The organism is Lentzea sp. NPDC003310 (assembly GCF_040610935.1).
Classification (GTDB): Bacteria; Actinomycetota; Actinomycetes; order Mycobacteriales; family Pseudonocardiaceae; genus Lentzea.
On the sequence record NZ_JBEXNC010000006.1, the window covers coordinates 154,232 to 170,243 of the forward strand.

Below are 16,012 nucleotides of genomic sequence, written 5' to 3' on the forward strand. Positions count from 1 at the left end.
CGAGTCCTCCTTGGTTCAACAGATGAGTGCTACTCGTCCTGCTCGGACTTCTCGTGCGCGATGAGCTCGTTGAGCCACCGCACCTCGCGCTCCGTGCTCTCCAGGCCTTGGCTGTGCAGCTCACGGGTGTAGCGGTCGATCTGCTCACCCGTGCGCGTGAGCCGCTCGCGAAGCCCTTCCCTGCGTTCTTCGACACACCGCCGCCGACCTTCCAGGATGCGCATCCTGACGTCGGCCGGCGTCCGCGAGAAGAACGCCAGGTGGACCCCGAACGAGTCGTCGTCCCAGGTCTGCGGGCCCGCGTCGGCCAGGAGTTCGGCGAACCGCTCCTTGCCGTCCGGGGTCAGCTTGTAGACCTTGCGCGCCCGACGTCCCCAAGAAAGAGCCGAGTCCTCCGGCCCCTCCTCCACGATCAGGCCCGCACGCTGGAGTCGCCGCAGTGTTGGGTACAGCGATCCGTACGAGAACGCTCGAAACGCTCCGAGCAGGTCATGCAAGCGCTTGCGCAGCTCGTAGCCGTGCATGGGCGCCTCGTGCAGCAGGCCGAGCAGCGCGAACTCGAACACGAGTCACCTCCTCGCACCTGCACCGATAGGTGAGGTGATTATATCGGCGCGATACATCGTGTGCCTCTCAGAACTGTGGGATGTGGCACACCGTCATACCGCGCCGGGTACTGCTGCCCTGAACGGCCCATCATCGAAAAGCGCCCGGCACGTACTCTGGTCACGTGTTGACCCAACGACAGGTGGTGGACTACTCGCTGCAGCGCCGAGCGCTGCTGGCGGAGGTCTATGCCGGTCGCACGGGCACCATGGAGGTCTGCGACGCGTCCCCGTACCTGCTGCGAGCTGCGAAGTTCCACGGGACGGCGACCGAGGTGCCATGTCCGGTGTGCCGGAAGGAGCCGCTGACCCACGTCTCGTGGGTCTACGGAGACGAGCTCAAGCACGCGGCCGGCTCGGCGCGCGCACCTGAAGAACTGGTGAAGATGGCGAACCTCTTCGACGAGTTCTCCGTGTACGTGGTCGAGGTTTGCCGCACATGCAGTTGGAACCACCTGGTGCAGTCATACGTCCTGGGGAAGCGTGGGCTGGAAAAGCCACGCAGGAGGACTGCGGCGGAATGACGCTCAGGTGACACTGCTCCGAACGAAGTACGACCACCGAACCGTGTGCTGATGCACGCCGGTCTGGGAGGCCTTTTCACGTGAACGACCAGCATGATGACCGGCAGCGCGGAGGCGAGCCGCAGTGGCCGACCGGGGACGACCCGGACGGTGGCGGCACGAGACGCGATGTCCCGAATCAGCCGCGACCGGGCACCCCGCCCGGCGGTTTCGCGCGCCCTCCCCAGGGTGGCACGCCGCCCGGTGGTTTCCCACAGCAGCAGCCCCCGCGCCGCCCGAACGGACCAGGCGGTCCCCAGGGTGGCCCCGGCGGGCCCCAGGGCGGTCCCGGCCGGCCGATGAACGGTCCCGGCGCCCCCCAGGGCGGTCCGGGCGGCCCCGGTCGTCCGCCGACGCCCCCCGGCGGCATGCCCATCGCCCCGCCTCCCGGTGGCCGTCGCCCCGGTGGTCCGGGTGGCCCCGGCGGTCCGCAGGGTGGCCCTGGCGGCCCCGGCCGTCCCGGCATGCCCCCGCGCCCCGGCGAGGAGCGCACCACGCAGATGCCGCCGGTCAACCGGCCGACGCAGCGCGAGCCCGAGCTCATCACCCACCGCGAGCCCGACGACGAGTTCCTGATGGCCGGCGTGGACGACGATGACGACGAGTACTACGACGACGAGCCCGAACTCACCGAGGAGGAGGCGCGTCGCCTGCGCAAGAAGAAGATCTGGAAGCGCGTCCGGATCGCGGCGTTCGTCTCGATCGGCCTGATGATCCTGGGCCCGGTGATCGCCGTCGCGGTCGCCTACCCGCTCGTCGACTGGCCGCGCCCGAACGAGATCGCGGACGCCCAGGACAAGACGATCACGCTGCTCTACTCCGACGGCAGTGAGATGGGCAAGATCACCTCGCCCGGTCAGAACCGGACGCTGCTCACGTACGAGGAGCTGCCGGACACGGTCAAGCAGGCCGTCATGGCCGCCGAGGACGCGAACTTCTACGACAACCCCGGCTTCGACGCCAAGGCCATCGTGCGCGCCGTCTGGATCCAGGCGACGGGCGGCAGCTCGGGTGGTTCCGGTCTGACGCAGCAGTACATCAAGAAGGCCACGGGTCAAGAGGAAGCGACGCTGACCCGTAAGTTCACCGAGCTCGTCAAGGCCTACAAGATGAGCAACGAGTCGGACCACAACACGATCCTCACGGCGTACATGAACACCGTGTACTTCGGTCGTGGTGCGAACGGCATGAAGGCCGCCGCGCAGGTCTACTACAACAAGCAGATGAAGGACCTCACGCCGTCCGAGGCCGCTTTCATCGCGGGCATGATCCAGATCCCCTCCTGGTCGGAGGACGAGGAGCACGCGAAGAAGCGCTGGGAGTTCGTGATGGACCAGATGCGGCAGAAGGGGTGGATCAGCCAGGCCGACTTCGACGCCCGGCAGTACCCGACCCCGCTGCCGTTCGAGCAGACGCAGCCCGCGAGCCTCGACGGCCCGCTCGCCCGCGTGAGCCAGCAGGTCCAGAACGAGATCGACAGCGAGCTCGTCGGCATCACGATGGAGCGCGCGCAGAAGGTCGGCGTCACGATCACCACGACGATCGACCCGAAGATGCAGAAGGCCGCGCTCGACGCGGTGAACGCCGTGATGGCGGGCCAGGACCCCGACCTGCGGACCTCGCTCAGCGCGATCGAACCGCAGTCCGGCGCCGTCCGGGCCTACTACCCCGGCAAGGACGGCCTGAAGGGCATCGACTACGCCAAGGGCACGATCCAGGAGGCCGGCTCGTCGTTCAAGCCGTTCGACCTGGTCGCCGCCCTGAAGATGGGCAAGGGCATCGGTGACACCTACGACGCCACCCCGCGCAAGATCGCCGGCGTCGAGATCCGCAACGCGGGCAACACCACGTGCGGCAAGGAGTGCTCGATCAAGCAGGCCATGAAGGAGTCCCTCAACACCGTGTTCTACGACATGGTGGCGGGCCCCGAGGGCACGGGCACCAAGGCCGTGGCCGACGCGGCGCACGCGGCGGGCATCCCGAAGGTCGTCCGGGTCGGTGGCCAGGAGAAGCAGACCCTGGTCGGCGAGGGCGGCAACCCGCCCACCGCCGGTATCTCCATCGGCGCCGACAGCGCGCAGGTCCGGCCGTTCGACATGGCCTCGGCGTACGCGACGTTCGCGGCCCGCGGCGTGTACCGCGCGCCGTTCTTCGTCACGAAGGTCACCGGCCCGACCGGTGACGTCCTCTACCAGCACGTCGACCAGCCGACGCCGGCGTTCGACCCGGTGGAGACGAAGAGCCGCGACATCGCCGACAACGTCACCGAGACGCTGAAGCAGATCCCGACCGGCGCGATCGCGTGCGCCGGTGGCCGCCCGTGCGCCGGCAAGACCGGTACGCACGAGCTCCCCGGCAGCCTCAACCAGAACTCGAAGGCCTGGATGGTCGGCTACACGCCGCAGCTCGCCGCCTCGGTGTGGGTCGGCAAGGACCAGGGCAACGTGGCCATCAGGGACAAGAGCGGCAACCCCGTCTTCGGTTCCGGCCTGCCCGGCCTGATGTGGAAGCGGTTCATGGACGCGGCGCTCGAGGGCGTGCAGAAGGAGCAGTTCGCGAAGCCCGTCCCGCTCGGCAACTTCAACCCGCCGAAGAAGTCCGACCCCCCGTCGGCGCCGCCGAGCAGCAACAACAACCCGTCGACGAACAACAACACCCCGTCGCAGACGACGGAGCCGGGCAAGCCGACGACGTCGCGGCAGAACCCCGGCTGCCTGCCGGGCATCAACTGCCCCGACCCGTCCGACGACCCGGAGACGTCCACCAGCGGTCGACCTCGACCAGGCGGCTGATCCGCGAAGGGGCCCGGTGCACACCGCACCGGGCCCCTTCGCTTTTGCCCGTAGCTGGGATGTTGACCACGCCGAAACGGTCTTGGCCGTAACATCCGCCCCGTGCCCAGCAGCCCTGCCGAGCTTCCCGCCGAGGTCTCCGAGTCCGACCGCGCCGGGGAGACCGACTCGCTCACCCGAGAAGAGCGCGTCGCACCGACGTGGACCGAGTCGCTCGCCCGCGGCCTGAGCAGACCGTTCGGCGGTCCGCTCGGCAGGCACGCCCAGGTCGGCCGGAACTACTTCTGGACGGCGCTGCGGGTGGTCCTGATGCTCGCCGTGGTGACGTTGCTGCTGGGCTGGGTGCAGAAGTCGCCGTGTATCCAGCAGTACGTGGACGACAAGGGCGTCGTGCAGCTCGACTGGCGGGGCAGCAAGCAGTTCACCGCTCTCTGCTACTCCGACACCGTGCCGCTCTACACCGCGGAACGGCTCGACCAGCGCGGCTCGTTCCCGTACATCACGTCCTGGAAGGACGACGAGGGCAAGCCGACCGAGCACGTCCGGTACATGGAGTACCCGGTGGTCACGGGCTTGTTCATGTGGCTCAACGCGAGGGTGGCGCAGGGTCTCGTGGCGCTCGTGCCGGGCCTGCCGATGACGGTGATCGTGTTCTTCAACGTCACCGCGTTCTGGCTCGCCGTGGCGTGGCTCGTCACGGTGTACTCGGTCGCCCGGATCGCGCGGCGCCGGATGTGGGACGCGGCGATCGTGGCGGTGTCACCGCTGGTCGTCGTGCATGCGTTCACCAACTTCGACACGATCGCGACGGCGTTCGCGACGGCCGGTCTGCTGGCGTGGGCGCGGAAGAAACCCCTACTCGCCGGTGTCCTGCTCGGGCTCGGTGGTGCGGCGAAGCTCTACCCGTTGTTCCTCCTCGGGCCGCTGCTGTTGTTGTGCTGGCGGTCGAACCGGCTGAAGGTCGGCCTCAGCACCACTGCGGCGGCCATAGGCGCGTGGGCACTCGTCAACGCACCGATCGCTCTCAACCCCGCGTCGCAGACGGGGTGGCGCGAGTTCTTCCGCCTCAACACCGAACGCAACGCGGACCCGGACACGCTCTACAACGTGGTCCAGCAGTGGACGGGGTGGCCCGGCTTCGACCCCGGGCTGACGCAGGGCCAGCCGCCGACGGTCCTCAACACGGTCAGCATGGTGCTGTTCCTCGTCTGTTGCGCCGGCATCGCGTACGTGGCGCTCTCGGCACCGACGAGGCCGCGGCTCGCGCAGCTCGGGTTCCTGGTCGTGGCGGCGTTCCTGCTGACGAACAAGGTGTGGAGCCCGCAGTACTCGCTGTGGCTCGTGCCGCTGGCCGTGCTCGCGTTGCCGCGCTGGAAGCTGTTGCTGGCGTGGATGGCCGTCGACGCGCTGGTGTGGGTGCCGCGCATGTACTTCTACCTCGGCACGGACAACAAGGGCCTGCCGATCGACTGGTTCCTCGGCGCCGTGTTGCTGCGTGACGCCGCGGTCGTCTTGCTGTGCGTGTTGATCCTCAAGGAGATCTACCACCCGGAGCGCGACCTGGTGCGGCAGGCGGGCGACGACCCGTTGGCGGGCGTGCTGGCCGATGCGCCGGACCGGCAGCTGGTCACACCCGCACGAGGCGAGCCATTGCACCGAATGCGGACCCGTTCGGGTGCAGGTGGTCACCGGAGTCGAACTCCGGACGCAGTCTGAGCGGATCGGCGGGGTCGCGGACGGCCTCGTCGAAGTCGATGGCGTCGGGGAAGGTGGCGCGGATCCACGCGTTCACCTTCTGCCGCTGCTGCTCCTTGAGCTCGGTCCACGTGTACCAGCCGCGCCACGGCGTGATGGTGCCGACGTGGAACTCGACGCCCTCGTTGCGGCACCGCAGTTGCAAGGTGCGGATGCCGGCGATGACGTTCTCGGCGCTGACGTCGTTCTGGATGTCGTTGATGCCGCCCAGCAGCACGACCTTGCGGACTTCGTTGCTGTAGAGGACGTCTCGGTGCACACGGGTGACCATCGGCGCGTTGCCCAGCACCACGCCGTTGCCGTTGATGCCGGCGTTCAGCACCGCGTAGTCGCTTTGCACCAACGACGGCCACGTGTTCTCGTACCAGCCCTCGGTGATCGAGTCGCCGAACATCACCACGGCGCCGGGGGCGGTGAAGCCCGCGACCTCGACAGCAGAGACCAGGCAGATCTGTTCGCGCGTCGAGGTGATCGTGCGGTGCGCACGGGCCTGGCACGGTGTTCCGGCCGGTGCGTACGTGCTGATGTCGAGCGTCTTGGTGACCTTCAGCTGCACGGCGTCGCTGTAGACCTCGCCGCGCGCCCGGATGGTGACGCTCTTCGACCTGCCGAACGTGAGCTGCCGCGTCTCGCCGTCCGCCGTGACGCGGGCCTGCTCGACGCGGACCGGCTTGGTGCCCATGAGGTTCGACAGGCGCACCCGGACCGACGTGCCGCCCGCGGCTAGGTCGACCGTCGTGCGCACGGTCTGGTCGGGGACGGCGGCCGCGAGCGTCGGCACCGCCTGCCACACGGGCAGCCAGCGGATCACCTCCGACCGCACGGGCACGCCGGAGGCACCGCAGGCCAGCAGCAGCGCCAGCACGATGATCACCCTCACGGGTGAAGTCTGCGGCTGGTCAGGCCCTGTTCGCCACAGCTCCGCGGAGGAACTTCAGATCTTCGTGGTCGTCCTCGGTGACGTCCCGGGCCTTCAGGAACACCACGAACAGCGCCACGAGCAGCGCCGCCCGGCCCCACACGCCGATCATCACGGCCTGCGCGGAGAAGCTGTCGTAGATCCCGGCGGGCTGCCCGAACTCGATCGCCCAGAACCAGCGGAAGATACCGATGCCCATGGCGAGGTCGACCACGAAGTAGGCGAACGCCCACACCAGCCGCACGCGCAGCAGCACGAGGAACGGCACCAGCCACAGCGTGTACTGCGGCGAGTGGACCTTGTGCAGCAGCATGAAGCCGCACAGCATCGCGCCGGACACGGCGATCCACGGGTAGCTGCCCTCGCGGCGGAACCGCAGCCAGCCGTAACCCGCGGCGATCGCGAACGAGACCAGGATCGTGATCGGCGAGACGACGCCGACCAGCGACTGCATCGCGTCGTCGCCGATGAACGGCCGCAGGCCCCAGTACCAGATCGAGTTCGTGGTGATGTCGACCCGGCGCAGCGACTGGAACTCGAACGACGCCGCCCAGCCGTCGTAGCCCGCGATCGCGAACGGCAGGTTGACCAGCACGACCGTGACGATCGAGGCGAGGCCGACCTTGACCGCGCCCGCGACGTCGACCTTCTTGCCCTCCGGCATCTCCTGGCCGCGCCAGCCACCGGTGGCGACGAAGAGCATCAGCGGCAGCACGAACGCCGCCGGGTAGACCTTGAACGCGAACCCGAGGCCGAGCAGGACCGACGCGACCACCGCTCTCTCGACCAGCGGCCGGTTCCAGCGGTGCACCACGAAGACCGCGGCGACCGAGCACAGCACGACCGGCAGGTCCCAGTTGTGGAACGCGTAGAGGACCAGCGGTGGACCGATCGCCCACAGCAGCGCGCGCCAGCGGGCGAGCTTGCCCAGCAGCCAGCCCGTGAGCAGGCCGAACGGGGCCATCAGCAGCGACGAGTAGAGCAGGTACTCCGCGTCGTTGTGCGCGAAGATCGCGCCGGCCCAGATCAGCAGGCCGGAGAGCACCGGGTACTCGACCGTGCCCCCGATGAGGATGCCCTTGTCGTTGATGTTGCCGTCGACGTAGGGGAAGACGTGGCGGTCGATGTCGCGCCCGATCCAGAGGTGCTGGATGTCGGAGTAGCAGACGTCTTCCTTGTTGCGCTCGTCGTAGTCGGGCTGCGTGCGGCCCCACTGGTCGAACGCGGGACCGGTGCAGCGGTCCTTGTTGATGAAGCCGAGCAGCAGCGTGAGCCCGCACAGCAGCACGAGCACGGCGAGGGCGGCGCTGCCGAAGCGGTGCGCGACGCCGCCGGCGTCGCCTCGCTCGGGCGTCACGCTCACCACCTCGTGCACGGTCTTCACCGGCCGGCGCGGTCGCGCAGGAAGGCGATGTCTTCGGCCTGGCCCTCGTCCGGGGTCTCCACCACGACGGGGCACCCTGCCGCGGCGACCACGGCCGCCAGCTGGTCGGCGTCGATGGTGCCAGTCCTGATGTTGTCGTGCCGGTCGCGCGAGGAGCCGAACTCGTCGCGCGAGCTGTTGAGGTGCACGAGGTCGATCCGGCCGGTGATGGCTTTCACCCGATCGACGATGCCGACCAGGTCCTCGCCGGCGGCGAACGCGTGGCAGGTGTCGAGGCAGAAGCCCGCGCCGAACTCGCCGACCGCGTCCCAGAGCAGCTTGAGGGAGTCGAAGGTGCGGGCCATGGCGTTCTCGCCGCCCGCGGTGTTCTCGATCAGGACCGGGACCGCGAAGCCGCCCTCGGCGACCTGGCGCTCGAAGAACTTGCGCCAGTTCGCGAAGCCGTCGGCCGGGTCCTCGCCCTTGGTGACGTGGCCGCCGTGCACGATCAGGCCCTTGGCGCCGACGGTCGCGGCGGCCTCCGCGTGCTGGATCACGTTCTTCCTGCTCGGAATCCGGATCTTGTTGTTCAGCGACGCGATGTTGATCAGGTACGGGGCGTGGACGAACACCTCGAGGTCGGAGGCGAGCAGGGCCTCCGTCTGCGGATGAGGTTTCGGCTTCTTCCAGCCCTGGGGATCCGACAGGAAGAACTGGACGACCTCGGCCCCGCGTTCGGCCGCGGCGCCGACCGGGTCGTCGTCGCGTACATGGGCCCCGATGCGCATACGCAGGAGGGTAGTCGGCGTCCATAACGCCATCGCAGCCGCCGCCGATAGGAGTAACTGGAAAAACTGGGGATGGTTTACGTCACCACCAGGACCTACGGTCGTTACTTGAGAGTAGGAAAGGGGTTCGCATGAGGCTGTTGAGCGTCGCCGCCACGGCGTTGCTGGCCCTGGCGTCCGCTTCGGTGGGCGGGGTCGCGCACGCGGCTGATCCCATCGTGGTCGGCAGCTGTGCCACCACCGTGCAGGGCGCGCCCGGCACTCCCGTCTCTCTCAGCGCTGCCGCCGTGACGCAGCCGATCACGGACCTGGTCCGTGCCGTGCCACTGCTCGGACCGCCGCTCGCGGAGCCGTTCAAGACGGCGTTCGCGCAGGTCAAGCCGATGCCCATCGGTGCGGTGCAGGTCGGCACCACGACCATCTCCGGCGGCACGATCGCCAACGCGGTGATGGCGGAGGTCAACAAGATCCCGCTGCTCGGGCCGATCCTCGGCCAGCTCGACAAGACCGTGCGCGCGACGCTGACGCAGGGCTGCGCGGTGACCGTGGTCGGCGTGAACCAGGTCGTCGCCCCCGTCCAGGACGGTGCCAAGGCCGTCGCCGACGCGTCCCAGCAGGCCGTCGGGGCGATCCCCGGCGCACCGAAACCCCCTGCTCAGCAGCCCCAGCCCGGCACCCCGCCCGGTCAGCCCGGCACGCAGCCGGGCACCCCCGGCGTGCCCGGTGTCGGCGCGGGCGCGCCGAGCAACCGCGACTTCTCGCTCTACCCGATCGGCTCGAACTTCGGCCGCGTGCCGCTGTTCAGCTACGGCTCGCTGCCGTTCGCGATGCCCGGCCTGTACTCGCCGTCGCCCGGCGTGCGGTACGGCTCGCAGGTGCCGCGCGCGTCCAACGGGACCGGCGTCGAGGGCGACTCGGTGCAGGCGGCCGGCCGCGCGACGGCGTTGCCCCGGCTGTCCGGACCCGGCGGCGTCGGCGCTCCGGTGCTGGTCGCGGTGCTGATGCTCGCGCTTGTCACGGGCGCACTGGTGCGCACCTGGGCGTTGCGCCGCACCCCTGCGTAGTCGCCGGACGCGCTCTGTTAACCTTTGTCAGTTGCTGACGCGACAGACCCTCCTGCCACGGAGAGCCCGTGGCCGCGAGTCCACAGGAGGTGAGTGGTCCTCATGCGTCATTACGAAGTGATGGTCATCCTCGACCCCAGCCTTGACGAGCGCACGATCGCGCCGTCTCTCGACACGTTCCTCAACGTCATCCGCACCACGGGCGGAAACGTTGAGAAGGTCGAGGTGTGGGGCAAGCGCCGGTTGAGCTTCGAGATCAACAAGAACAGCGAGGGCATCTACGCGGTGCTCGACCTGACCTCGACGCCGGACGCGGTGAAGGAACTGGACCGCCAGCTCGGTCTGCAGGAGACGGTGCTCCGGACGAAGGTCCTGCGCCGCGAGCCCGCCAAGTCGGCCGTCAAGGCCTGACGAACCTCGATTAGGGGAGCTCCCAAGACATGGCTGGTGAGACGACGATCACGGTGGTCGGGAACCTGACCGCCGATCCCGAACTGCGCTTCACCCAGAGCGGTGCGGCGGTGGCGTCCTTCACAGTCGCCTCCACGCCCCGCACCTTCGACCGCCAGTCCGGCGAGTGGAAGGACGGCGAAGCGCTGTTCCTGCGGTGCAACGTGTGGCGTCAGGTCGCCGAGAACGTGGCCGAGTCGCTCACCCGCGGTTCGCGAGTGCTCGTCTCCGGACGGTTGCGCCAGCGTTCCTTCGAGACGAAGGAAGGCGAGAAGCGCACTGTCGTGGAGCTGGAGGTCGACGAGATCGGCCCCTCGCTGCGCTACGCGACCGCGAAGGTCAACAAGGTCAGCCGTGGAGACGGCGGCGGTGGCGGCGGCTTCGGCGGCGGCGGCGGTCAGCAGTCTCGTGGCGGTGGCGGTGGCGCTCCGGCAGACGACCCGTGGGGTTCCGCCCCGCCGGCCGGCTCCGGTGGCTTCGCCGACGAGCCCCCCTTCTAGACCGAACCGCACCGGTCATCCAGTACTTCATTCACTGCGTATCCAGGAGTTAGAGACACATGGCCAAGCCGCCTGTGCGCAAGCCCAAGAAGAAGGTCTGCGCCTTCTGCAAGGACAAGAGCGCGTCCCTGATCGACTACAAGGACACGACGCTGCTCCGCAAGTTCATCTCGGACCGCGGCAAGATCCGTGCCCGCCGCGTCACCGGCAACTGCTCGCAGCACCAGCGCGACGTCGCCGTGGCCGTGAAGAACGCCCGTGAGATGGCGCTGCTGCCCTACACCTCGACCGCCCGCTAAGAGAAGGAGACACCGCGATGAAGCTCATCCTCACCGCTGACGTTTCCGGCCTTGGCGCTCCCGGCGACATCGTCGAGGTCAAGGACGGCTACGGCCGCAACTACCTGCTCCCGCGCGGCCTCGCGATCGTCGCGACCCGCGGCGCGCAGAAGCAGATCCAGGTCATCACCCGCGCGCAGGACACCCGCCGCGTGCGCGACCTGGACCACGCCAAGGAGATCAAGACCGCGCTCGAGGGTCTCTCCGTGGAGCTCAAGGCCAAGGCCGCGGCCGGCAGCACCAAGCTGTTCGGCTCGGTCACCGCGTCGGACGTGGCGGCTGCCGTCAAGTCCGCCGGTGGTCCGGTCCTGGACAAGCGCGCCATCGAGCTGCCGGGTCACATCAAGACCACCGGCAAGCACCAGGTCACGGTTCGCCTCCACCCCGAGGTCACCGTCGCCCTGCCGCTCGTGGTCACCGCGGGCGAGTAGTCAGCCCCCGCTCGCCGCTCACGCGACGAGGCGGCGAACGCTGCTGACGCAGCTCGCCGTGGTCAGCAGTGTCCGGTGTGCAGGGAAGCCCCCGCACACCCCACCTGCCCGGTAGTCACTGGCTCGTGGGCCTGACCCGCCACCCGTTGGTGGGGACGGCCCACGGTTCGGTTTGCTGAAGCGCCGCTCACCCGGAATGCTCCGGGCGGGTGGCGCTTTCACTCGTTCGGACCAGCGCCGCCCTGTCCACCTCCTGTGGATAAACCGCCCGTACAGCGGGGGCGCGACACGCCGAAGACGGCGTTTTTCGCGACACGCCGACGGTGTGGCGCACAACTTTTTCCACAACTTGTACACAGCCCCTGAGCTGCAGTTACTTCTGTCACTCCACTGGTTGTCAACAGGTTGTCCCCAGCGCCGCAACCCCTGTGAGCAACCATCCACAAGTTGTCCCCCAGTTGTCCACAGGACGATCCACACGCTGGTTTGCTTGCTCCGGACGGGTCCCTCTAGCGTCGCTGTCAGGGCGAGGCCATCGCACAGCGTGGCCGCCCGGAATTGTCGGTGCCGCGCGGTACAACTAGGGGACTCAGGCACCGGCTCTCGACTTCTTTCGCAGGGGTGATTCGGCAGTGGCGCTCGTGGACGACCGGGGCATGGCAGAACCCGCATTCGAGCGCCAGCCGCCCCAGGACCTCGCGGCGGAGCAGTCCGTCCTCGGCGGCATGCTGCTGTCGAAGGACGCGATCGCGGACGTCATCGAGGCACTCGCGCCGAACGACTTCTACCGCCCGGCGCACCAGGCGATCTACGACTGCATCCTCGACCTCTACGGCCGCGGCGAGCCCGCCGACCCGATCACGGTCTCGGCCGAGCTCGAGCGCCGCGGCGAACTGCTGCGCGTGGGTGGCGCGCCGTACCTGCACACGTTGATCGCGACGGTCCCCACGGCCGCGAACGCCGGGTACTACGCCGAGATCGTGGCCGAGAAGGCGGTGCTGCGCCGCCTGGTCGAGGCCGGCACGCGCATCGTGCAGCTCGGCTACAACGGTGCCGAGGGCGCCGACGTCGACGAGGTGGTCGACCGCGCGCAGGCCGCGATCTACGAGGTCACCGACCGCCGCACCACCGAGGACTACGTGGCCCTCGAAGACCTGCTGCAGCCGACGATGGACGAGATCGACGCGATCGCGTCCCGCGGCGGCATCTCGCAGGGCATCCCGACGGGCTTCGCCGACCTGGACGCCCTGACCAACGGCCTGCACGGCGGCCAGATGATCATCGTCGCCGCCCGCCCCGGTGTCGGCAAGGCGCTGGCCCTCGACACCCCGCTGCCCACCCCGTCCGGCTGGACGACGATGGGCGAGGTCGAGGTCGGCTCGCACCTGATCGGCGCCGACGGCCGCCCGACCCGGGTCGTCGCGGCGACCGAGGTGATGAAGGGCCGCCCCTGCTTCGAGGTGGAGTTCTCCGACGGCACGGTGATCGTCGCCGACGCCGAGCACCAGTGGCTCGCGGAGTCGTGCAGCGAGACCGGCGGCTTCTGGGCGATCCGCACCACCGCGCAACTCTTCGACCGCGTCGGCGTGTGCCGCATGTTCGTGCGCATGTCCGCGGCCTGGGACCTGCCCACCGCACAGCTGCCCCTCTCGCCCACCGCGCTCGGCAAGTTCCTCTCGGGCCTCGGCGACCTGGAGCTGACGGACGAGGAACTGCGCGTCGCCAAGGACCTGGACCTGGCCGACGACCCGCACATCCCCGCCACCTACCTGCGCGCGTCGACCAAGCAGCGCGCCGAACTGCTGGCGGCCCTCCAGATCGACGGCCGCTTCGCCCGCCTGCGCCACGACGTCGACGAGCTGATCGCGAGCCTCGGCAAGCACGACCAGGTGGAGATCGTCGCGGTCCGCCCGGTCGCCTCGGTCCCGGTGAGGTGCGTGGAGGTCGACAACCACGACCACCTGTACCTCGCGGGCGAGACGATGATCCCCACGCACAACTCGACGCTGGGCCTCGACTTCGCCAGGTCGTGCTCCGTGAAGCACGGCATGACCAGCGCCATCTTCAGCCTGGAGATGAGCCGCACCGAGATCGTCATGCGCATGCTCAGCGCCGAGGCCCGCATCCGCCTCAGCGACATGCGAGGCGGCACCATGAGCGACGACGACTGGACCCGCCTGGCCCGCCGCATGAGCGAGATCAGCGAGGCCCCCCTCTTCGTCGACGACAGCCCGAACCTGACGATGATGGAGATCCGGGCCAAGGCGCGTCGGTTGAAGCAGCGCCACGACCTCAAGCTGGTGGTCGTCGACTACCTCCAGCTGATGTCCTCGGGCAAGAAGACCGAGTCCCGCCAGCAAGAGGTCTCGGAGTTCTCCCGAAACCTCAAGCTGATCGCCAAGGAGCTCCACGTCCCGGTCATCGCGATCTCGCAGCTGAACCGAGGCCCGGAACAACGAACCGACAAGCGCCCGATGCTCTCCGACCTCCGCGAGTCCGGCTCCCTCGAGCAGGACGCCGACATGGTCATCCTGGTCAACCGCCCGGACGCCTGGGAGCGCGACGACCCGCGCGCGGGCGAGGCGGACCTGATCATCGCGAAGCACCGCGCCGGCCCGACCGCCACCATCACCGTGGCGCACCAGCTGCACTACAGCCGCTTCACGGACCTGGCCCAGACCTGATCCGGGCAGGTCAGCCGGCGAACCTGTTCCAGCTGTCGGCGTGCTGCTCGACGGCACCAGGTTCGACGTCGGGTGAGGTCACGTAGAAGGCCGCCGTGCCGACGGACAGGTCCACGAACACCAGCGCGTGAGCGCCTTCGGTGTCCTGTTTGGTGCCGCGCCGCACGGGAGCGACGCGTGGCGGGCAGGCTACGACTTGCGGGGCGTGAGGCCGGCCAACGCCGTGTCCACCACCTGTTCGGCGTACTCGCTGGTCAGCGGCGCCGTCCGGTGCAGCCACCGGTTGAGGACCGGCCCCCAGATCAGGTCGACCGCGACCTCCAGGTCCACCTCGTCAGCCAGCTGGCCGACCTCCTGCGCAGCCCGCAGCCGTGCCTTCTTGATCTCACGCATCGGGTTGTCCAGGCGGGCCGCGTAGTCGGCGGCCAGGACCGGATCCAGGACGATCTCGGTGTGCAGGGCGCGCATCGCGCGGTCGAAGCGCGGGTCGTTGAGCTCGTCGACGGTGGCGACCAGGACGAGCTTCAGGTCTGCCGCCAGGTCTCCGGTGTCGGGCAGGGCTGCTGCTTCGCCGTCACCGGCGAGGTCCAGGAAGGCGTCGAAGAACACCGCGCCCTTGGACGGCCACCAGCGGTAGATCGTCTGCTTGCCCACGCCTGCCGACTTGGCGATGCGCTCGATCGTGAGCTTCGCGTAGCCCACCTCGCCGACCTGGTCGATGGCCGCGCTGAGGATCGCGCGCCGCGTGGCGTCGTTGCGGCGGCTGGGGTCTGGGGCACCTGTCGTGGACACGGGGGTCAACATAGCAAACAACGAGACGAGACGTCTCGTCTTGACAGCACGCGAAACGTCGTGCATCCTTTCGAACATCAGCGAGACGAGACGTCTCGTCTCGCCAACGGAGGGGGAACGGCATGACTGCCTCAGCTCGAGTTTGGTTCGTCACCGGTGCCAGCCGCGGACTCGGCCGCGCGTTCACAGAGGCGGCGCTCGCCGCCGGGGACGCGGTCGTCGGCGTGGCTCGGGACCTGTCGCCGCTCGACTCGCTCGCGGCCGAGCACCCGGAGCGGCTGCTGCGCATCGCGCTCGACGTCACCGATCGGGAGGCCGTGTTCGACGTCGTCGGGAAGGCCGTCGAGCACTTCGGGCGGCTCGACGTCGTGGTCAACAACGCCGGCGCGTTGTTCGCCGGGATGGTCGAGGAGTTCAGCGAGGCCGAGGCTCGGGCGCAGATGGAGCTGAACTTCTTCGGGGCGTTGTGGGTCAGTCAGGCCGTGTTGCCGCACCTGCGCGCCAACGGGAGTGGGCACCTGCTGCAGATCTCCAGCATCGGTGCGCTCGGCGGGTTCCCGAGCACCGGGCTGTACAGCGCGAGCAAGTTCGCGCTCGAGGGGATGAGCGAGGCGGTGGCCGTGGAGGCCGCGCAGTTCGGGGTCAAGGTCACCATCGTCCAGCCCGGCGGGTACTGGACGGACCTGTACGCGAGCAGCCGGGCGACCACGCCGAACCCGGTGTACGACGGGTTGCGGGCCGAGTTGGAGAAGCAGTGGGCCGAGGGGTCCGTCGACAGCGAGCCGAAGCTGGCCGCCGAGGCGGTCATGAAGCTGGTCGCCAGTGACGAGCCGCCGCTCCGGCTGTTGCTCGGCAGCATGGTCTACGACGTCGCGTTCGACATCTCGCGGCGGCGGATGGAGACGTGGGCCGCGTGGGAGGAGACCAGTCGTGCGGCGGAGAAGGCCGTGCCGGCGCCCTGACTGTTT

Annotated in this window: 16 protein-coding genes; 10 read left to right on the forward strand and 6 right to left on the reverse strand. The window is 69.0% G+C overall.

Translation table 11 applies throughout. The features are described 5' to 3' along the window. Window positions 1–29: 29 nt before the first annotated feature. The gene (locus ABZX02_RS13385) at window positions 30–566 is read right to left on the reverse strand and encodes a PadR family transcriptional regulator (RefSeq protein ID WP_355297883.1); all 537 of its coding nucleotides are present in this window, start codon (window positions 564–566) and stop codon (window positions 30–32) included. A gap of 164 nt (window positions 567–730) precedes the next feature. On the opposite strand from ABZX02_RS13385, the gene ABZX02_RS13390 reads away from it, so the two are divergent. From ABZX02_RS13390 to ABZX02_RS13400, 3 genes are all read left to right on the forward strand, one after another. Then, complete coding sequence (locus ABZX02_RS13390) at window positions 731–1,129, forward strand: DUF5318 domain-containing protein (protein WP_253322243.1); 399 nt, start codon at window positions 731–733, stop codon at window positions 1,127–1,129. 503 nt (window positions 1,130–1,632) lie between these two features. Beyond that, window positions 1,633–3,960, forward strand: coding sequence for a transglycosylase domain-containing protein (locus ABZX02_RS13395; RefSeq protein ID WP_355297885.1), 2,328 nt, complete (start codon window positions 1,633–1,635; stop codon window positions 3,958–3,960). Window positions 3,961–4,062: 102 nt separating this feature from the next. Further along, entirely contained in the window at window positions 4,063–5,676 is a 1,614-nt protein-coding gene (locus ABZX02_RS13400) for a glycosyltransferase 87 family protein (RefSeq protein ID WP_355297887.1), read from the forward strand. On the opposite strand, the gene ABZX02_RS13405 is transcribed toward ABZX02_RS13400, so the two are convergent. From ABZX02_RS13405 to ABZX02_RS13415, 3 genes are read right to left on the reverse strand one after another with little or no spacing between them, the layout of a single operon-like run. Next, a complete protein-coding gene (locus ABZX02_RS13405) occupies window positions 5,588–6,595 on the reverse strand; it encodes a GDSL-type esterase/lipase family protein (protein WP_355297889.1) in 1,008 nt (335 codons plus the stop codon). The two genes, ABZX02_RS13400 and ABZX02_RS13405, sit on opposite strands and share 89 nt — an antisense overlap. Before the next feature lie 19 nt (window positions 6,596–6,614). Next, on the reverse strand, window positions 6,615–7,991 hold the full coding sequence (locus tag ABZX02_RS13410; protein ID WP_355297891.1) for a hypothetical protein: 1,377 nt from the start codon (window positions 7,989–7,991) through the stop codon (window positions 6,615–6,617). A 23-nt stretch (window positions 7,992–8,014) separates the two neighbouring features. Beyond that, window positions 8,015–8,785, reverse strand: a complete 771-nt coding sequence (locus ABZX02_RS13415) for a deoxyribonuclease IV (protein ID WP_355297893.1) — start codon at window positions 8,783–8,785, stop codon at window positions 8,015–8,017. A gap of 131 nt (window positions 8,786–8,916) precedes the next feature. On the opposite strand from ABZX02_RS13415, the gene ABZX02_RS13420 reads away from it, so the two are divergent. The 6 genes from ABZX02_RS13420 (at window position 8,917) to dnaB (ending at window position 14,252) form a co-directional block, all read left to right on the forward strand. Beyond that, window positions 8,917–9,849: a hypothetical protein gene (locus tag ABZX02_RS13420; RefSeq protein ID WP_355297895.1), complete on the forward strand. Its 933-nt coding sequence runs from the start codon at window positions 8,917–8,919 to the stop codon at window positions 9,847–9,849. A gap of 102 nt (window positions 9,850–9,951) precedes the next feature. After that, window positions 9,952–10,260 carry a 30S ribosomal protein S6 gene (gene rpsF, locus ABZX02_RS13425; protein ID WP_112276372.1) on the forward strand — a complete coding sequence of 103 codons (309 nt, stop codon included), beginning with the start codon at window positions 9,952–9,954 and terminating at the stop codon, window positions 10,258–10,260. Between the two features lie 29 nt (window positions 10,261–10,289). Beyond that, window positions 10,290–10,799: a single-stranded DNA-binding protein gene (locus tag ABZX02_RS13430; protein ID WP_089918350.1), complete on the forward strand. Its 510-nt coding sequence runs from the start codon at window positions 10,290–10,292 to the stop codon at window positions 10,797–10,799. A gap of 59 nt (window positions 10,800–10,858) precedes the next feature. Then, on the forward strand, window positions 10,859–11,098 hold the full coding sequence (gene rpsR, locus ABZX02_RS13435; RefSeq protein WP_030480165.1) for a 30S ribosomal protein S18: 240 nt from the start codon (window positions 10,859–10,861) through the stop codon (window positions 11,096–11,098). A gap of 17 nt (window positions 11,099–11,115) precedes the next feature. After that, window positions 11,116–11,568 carry a 50S ribosomal protein L9 gene (gene rplI, locus ABZX02_RS13440; RefSeq protein WP_355297898.1) on the forward strand — a complete coding sequence of 151 codons (453 nt, stop codon included), beginning with the start codon at window positions 11,116–11,118 and terminating at the stop codon, window positions 11,566–11,568. A 725-nt stretch (window positions 11,569–12,293) separates the two neighbouring features. Next, window positions 12,294–14,252: a replicative DNA helicase gene (dnaB, locus tag ABZX02_RS13445; RefSeq protein ID WP_355298401.1), complete on the forward strand. Its 1,959-nt coding sequence runs from the start codon at window positions 12,294–12,296 to the stop codon at window positions 14,250–14,252. A gap of 10 nt (window positions 14,253–14,262) precedes the next feature. On the opposite strand, the gene ABZX02_RS13450 is transcribed toward dnaB, so the two are convergent. Beyond that, a complete protein-coding gene (locus ABZX02_RS13450; protein ID WP_355297899.1) occupies window positions 14,263–14,418 on the reverse strand; it encodes a hypothetical protein in 156 nt (51 codons plus the stop codon). A 23-nt stretch (window positions 14,419–14,441) separates the two neighbouring features. Then, the gene (locus tag ABZX02_RS13455) at window positions 14,442–15,044 is read right to left on the reverse strand and encodes a TetR/AcrR family transcriptional regulator (protein ID WP_355297901.1); all 603 of its coding nucleotides are present in this window, start codon (window positions 15,042–15,044) and stop codon (window positions 14,442–14,444) included. A 122-nt stretch (window positions 15,045–15,166) separates the two neighbouring features. Here ABZX02_RS13455 and ABZX02_RS13460 point away from each other — a divergent pair, with 122 nt between their 5' ends. After that, window positions 15,167–16,006, forward strand: coding sequence for an SDR family oxidoreductase (locus tag ABZX02_RS13460; RefSeq protein ID WP_355297903.1), 840 nt, complete (start codon window positions 15,167–15,169; stop codon window positions 16,004–16,006). The last annotated feature ends 6 nt before the right edge of the window (window positions 16,007–16,012 follow it).

What these genes read in the sequence shown, in the direction of transcription:
- ABZX02_RS13415 (WP_355297893.1), bottom strand. Translation starts at nt 8,785, where the DNA reads ATGCGCATCGGGGCCCATGTACGCGACGACGACCCGGTCGGCGCCGCG.
- ABZX02_RS13430 (WP_089918350.1), top strand. Translation starts at nt 10,290, where the DNA reads ATGGCTGGTGAGACGACGATCACGGTGGTCGGGAACCTGACCGCCGAT.
- ABZX02_RS13395 (WP_355297885.1), top strand. Translation starts at nt 1,633, where the DNA reads ATGCCCCCGCGCCCCGGCGAGGAGCGCACCACGCAGATGCCGCCGGTC.
- ABZX02_RS13460 (WP_355297903.1), top strand. Translation starts at nt 15,167, where the DNA reads ATGACTGCCTCAGCTCGAGTTTGGTTCGTCACCGGTGCCAGCCGCGGA.
- ABZX02_RS13420 (WP_355297895.1), top strand. Translation starts at nt 8,917, where the DNA reads ATGAGGCTGTTGAGCGTCGCCGCCACGGCGTTGCTGGCCCTGGCGTCC.
- dnaB (WP_355298401.1), top strand. Translation starts at nt 12,294, where the DNA reads ATGCTGCTGTCGAAGGACGCGATCGCGGACGTCATCGAGGCACTCGCG.
- rplI (WP_355297898.1), top strand. Translation starts at nt 11,116, where the DNA reads ATGAAGCTCATCCTCACCGCTGACGTTTCCGGCCTTGGCGCTCCCGGC.
- rpsF (WP_112276372.1), top strand. Translation starts at nt 9,952, where the DNA reads ATGCGTCATTACGAAGTGATGGTCATCCTCGACCCCAGCCTTGACGAG.
- rpsR (WP_030480165.1), top strand. Translation starts at nt 10,859, where the DNA reads ATGGCCAAGCCGCCTGTGCGCAAGCCCAAGAAGAAGGTCTGCGCCTTC.